This is a genomic window from Pontibacter rugosus (assembly GCF_042678745.1).
GTDB lineage: Bacteria > Bacteroidota > Bacteroidia > Cytophagales > Hymenobacteraceae > Pontibacter > Pontibacter rugosus.
The window spans coordinates 1-2,231 of the sequence record NZ_JBHTLD010000375.1 but is presented as its reverse complement, the minus strand read 5'-3'; the positions used below and the strand labels follow the sequence as shown (position 1 = coordinate 2,231).

Below are 2,231 nucleotides of genomic sequence, written 5' to 3'. Positions count from 1 at the left end.
CTAATACGGTCTGTGCTGTTCATGGTTTTTTTTAAACTCGATGTGAGAAGGAGGAAGCTGCAGAAGTAGCTGGAACTCATGAAAATAGAAAAACAGATTTTTAACCTGAATAAGTTGTTTTTGGTGTTATAACAATTTTTTAGTGCAAGCGTCTGCTTGTACCCTCAGCAAAGTAGCGGTTACAAAACAGCTGGAGCTGCGTACGCAGAGAAGTAAATTAACTAAGGTAACCTATATCGCAGCGTTTATACTTGTTTGAAAGCAACAGAAGGCCTCTTGATTCATAGCCATTTAAAGCCTTGCACCCGCCTTCATCTTAAATTTGATTTGGCCTGCCACCCTTGTCTGCTTAACTTTAGGCAGCTTAATATGGAGGAATAGGTTTTGCACTAGCTGTTTTTGGTATCACAAGTATAAAGCTGTTGTTACCTCACTTTCCCTCCAAAACACAACCTTATGGAAAGCCCTATACAATTAAATTTACCTATTTCTGTTTCTTATGCTGCCCTGGAAGCTGTACTGCAAGAGCAATTAGTAGGCGAATATATACCCAAACCTGAGGCAGGCACAGTCGCTAACCCTTATGCGCGGATTTTAAATGTAGGTATAGCAGGGAGTGGCAAAGGCGGCTATAATGTGCTGCTGCGGGTGCAGCTACGTATACTGCGCACGGTGCTCAAACGCGACCAAGTAGATCTTTATGGCTCAGTTGCTTTAGCCTATGATAATGTCTCTCAGCAACTCTATGTACAAAAGTTTTCGATGGAGTCTAACACCTCGAGTGGGTTTTATAACACGGCCCTTGAAGTGTTGGTAAACAAGGTAGCTTACAGCCAGATCATCGAAAAAACACGAATAAACCTTAAAACCATTATTGCCGCAGAACTGCAGAAAGTGAACAGCCAACTAGAGCAGGGGCTACAACTGAAGGGGCTTGAGCTGAAGGGTGCTGTAGAAGCTGTGGCGGTGCAGGACCTTGTGCCGAAAGCAGACGGGCTTTCGCTTCGCTTGCTGGCACAGGCCAATTTGCAAATATCAGTACACGACCTAACCAGCCTCTTACCACCGAAAGCAGATCAGGGTTAAAGCGACTATACGTTAGGCCAGCCGAAGCTCCACTGCCGAAGCTAACTTATTCCTCATCTTGTTGCTAAAGCTGAAAGAGAAGCTACGCGTAAAAAGGCAAAAGCTACACGTTTGCACTCGCGGAAGTAGTCTATAGCTCTAAACTAGCTTTTCTCTTCGGTTTCGTTTAGTTCTTTTATGCAGGCTTTCATAAACATCTTGCCATACTCTGTAAAGTAGTAATAGCTCTTTTTACTATACAGAGAATACTGCGTATTAGGGTGCTTCTGATTTAGCTCCTCTACCCATTGCTGACTTTTGGTGATGTTCTTCTTATAGATTTTTTGCTCCAACTGCTTGAATGTAGCCAAGTCCTTTTTTAGTAGTACCTCTGTTTCAAGGGCTATTATCCCGAGCTTTTCCATGTTCTCAATGTATACATCCACATTTTCAGGAAAATCAAGCTTTACAAAAACTTCCATACCTGTCAGGTTCCAGGCAACTTTTGTGTTTACTTCCTCTGCTGGCGTATAAGTTTGTTCTGCTGCCAGGGGCGCTGTATCGGGATTGATAGGAAGTATAGCGCCTTGTGCCATAGAAGTATGTTTTTTGATGTAAAGGTCTATTCTGGGTATACTTTCTGTATGCTTATAATGAAACAGGACTTTGGCTTCGTCGGCACAAAGGTTTTGGAGGGTGCTGATAAAAGACGGGTGAGCCAGGTTAACCGTAGCCTTTGTAGATGCTTTTGTTAGCAAATTGATAAAAGCCTCGGATAGCTCGTGCTGGTCCAGGTAAGTGAGTTTATCTAGAATGGGTAGACCTACATATGGCGGTACTTCACAGATTTCTTCTGCAAGACTGGCTTCTATTTTCTTAGCATATCGTTTCAGGTTTGCTTCAAATTTGATTCTGGCTTTCTGCTCCTGAAGCTTTAGAGGTAACAGCATCAGATTACCCATACTTAACAACGTTCCCAAAGCTTCGCCCACATTCTTAAAACTCGGTTGCAGCAGCTCCTCATAGATTTTATCAGTAGGTATCTTGTCTAAAAATTTGTCTAGCATAGCTGAATGTTGAAAAATGTTACGCGGCTTAGGTTCCAAAGAGTGCTCAAGTAAAGTATTTGTTGCTAACTAATTTAGTAATTCGTAGTATATTATACT

2 protein-coding genes are annotated in these 2,231 nt (G+C 42.2%); one reads left to right on the top strand and one right to left on the bottom strand.

From position 1 onward, the window contains the following. Nucleotides 1-456 precede the first annotated feature (456 nt). The gene (locus tag ACFQ2O_RS21305) at nucleotides 457-1,086 is read left to right on the top strand and encodes a DUF4403 family protein (RefSeq protein ID WP_377532854.1); all 630 of its coding nucleotides are present in this window, start codon (nucleotides 457-459) and stop codon (nucleotides 1,084-1,086) included. Nucleotides 1,087-1,229: 143 nt separating this feature from the next. Here ACFQ2O_RS21305 and ACFQ2O_RS21300 read toward each other — a convergent pair whose 3' ends face one another. After that, entirely contained in the window at nucleotides 1,230-2,132 is a 903-nt protein-coding gene (locus tag ACFQ2O_RS21300) for a DUF4393 domain-containing protein (protein ID WP_377532852.1), read from the bottom strand. Between the last annotated feature and the right edge of the window lie 99 nt (nucleotides 2,133-2,231).

Bases quoted from the DNA above. Each gene is read 5' to 3' on its own strand.
- ACFQ2O_RS21305 (WP_377532854.1), top strand. From the start codon at position 457: ATGGAAAGCCCTATACAATTAAATTTACCTATTTCTGTTTCTTATGCT.
- ACFQ2O_RS21300 (WP_377532852.1), bottom strand. From the start codon at position 2,132: ATGCTAGACAAATTTTTAGACAAGATACCTACTGATAAAATCTATGAG.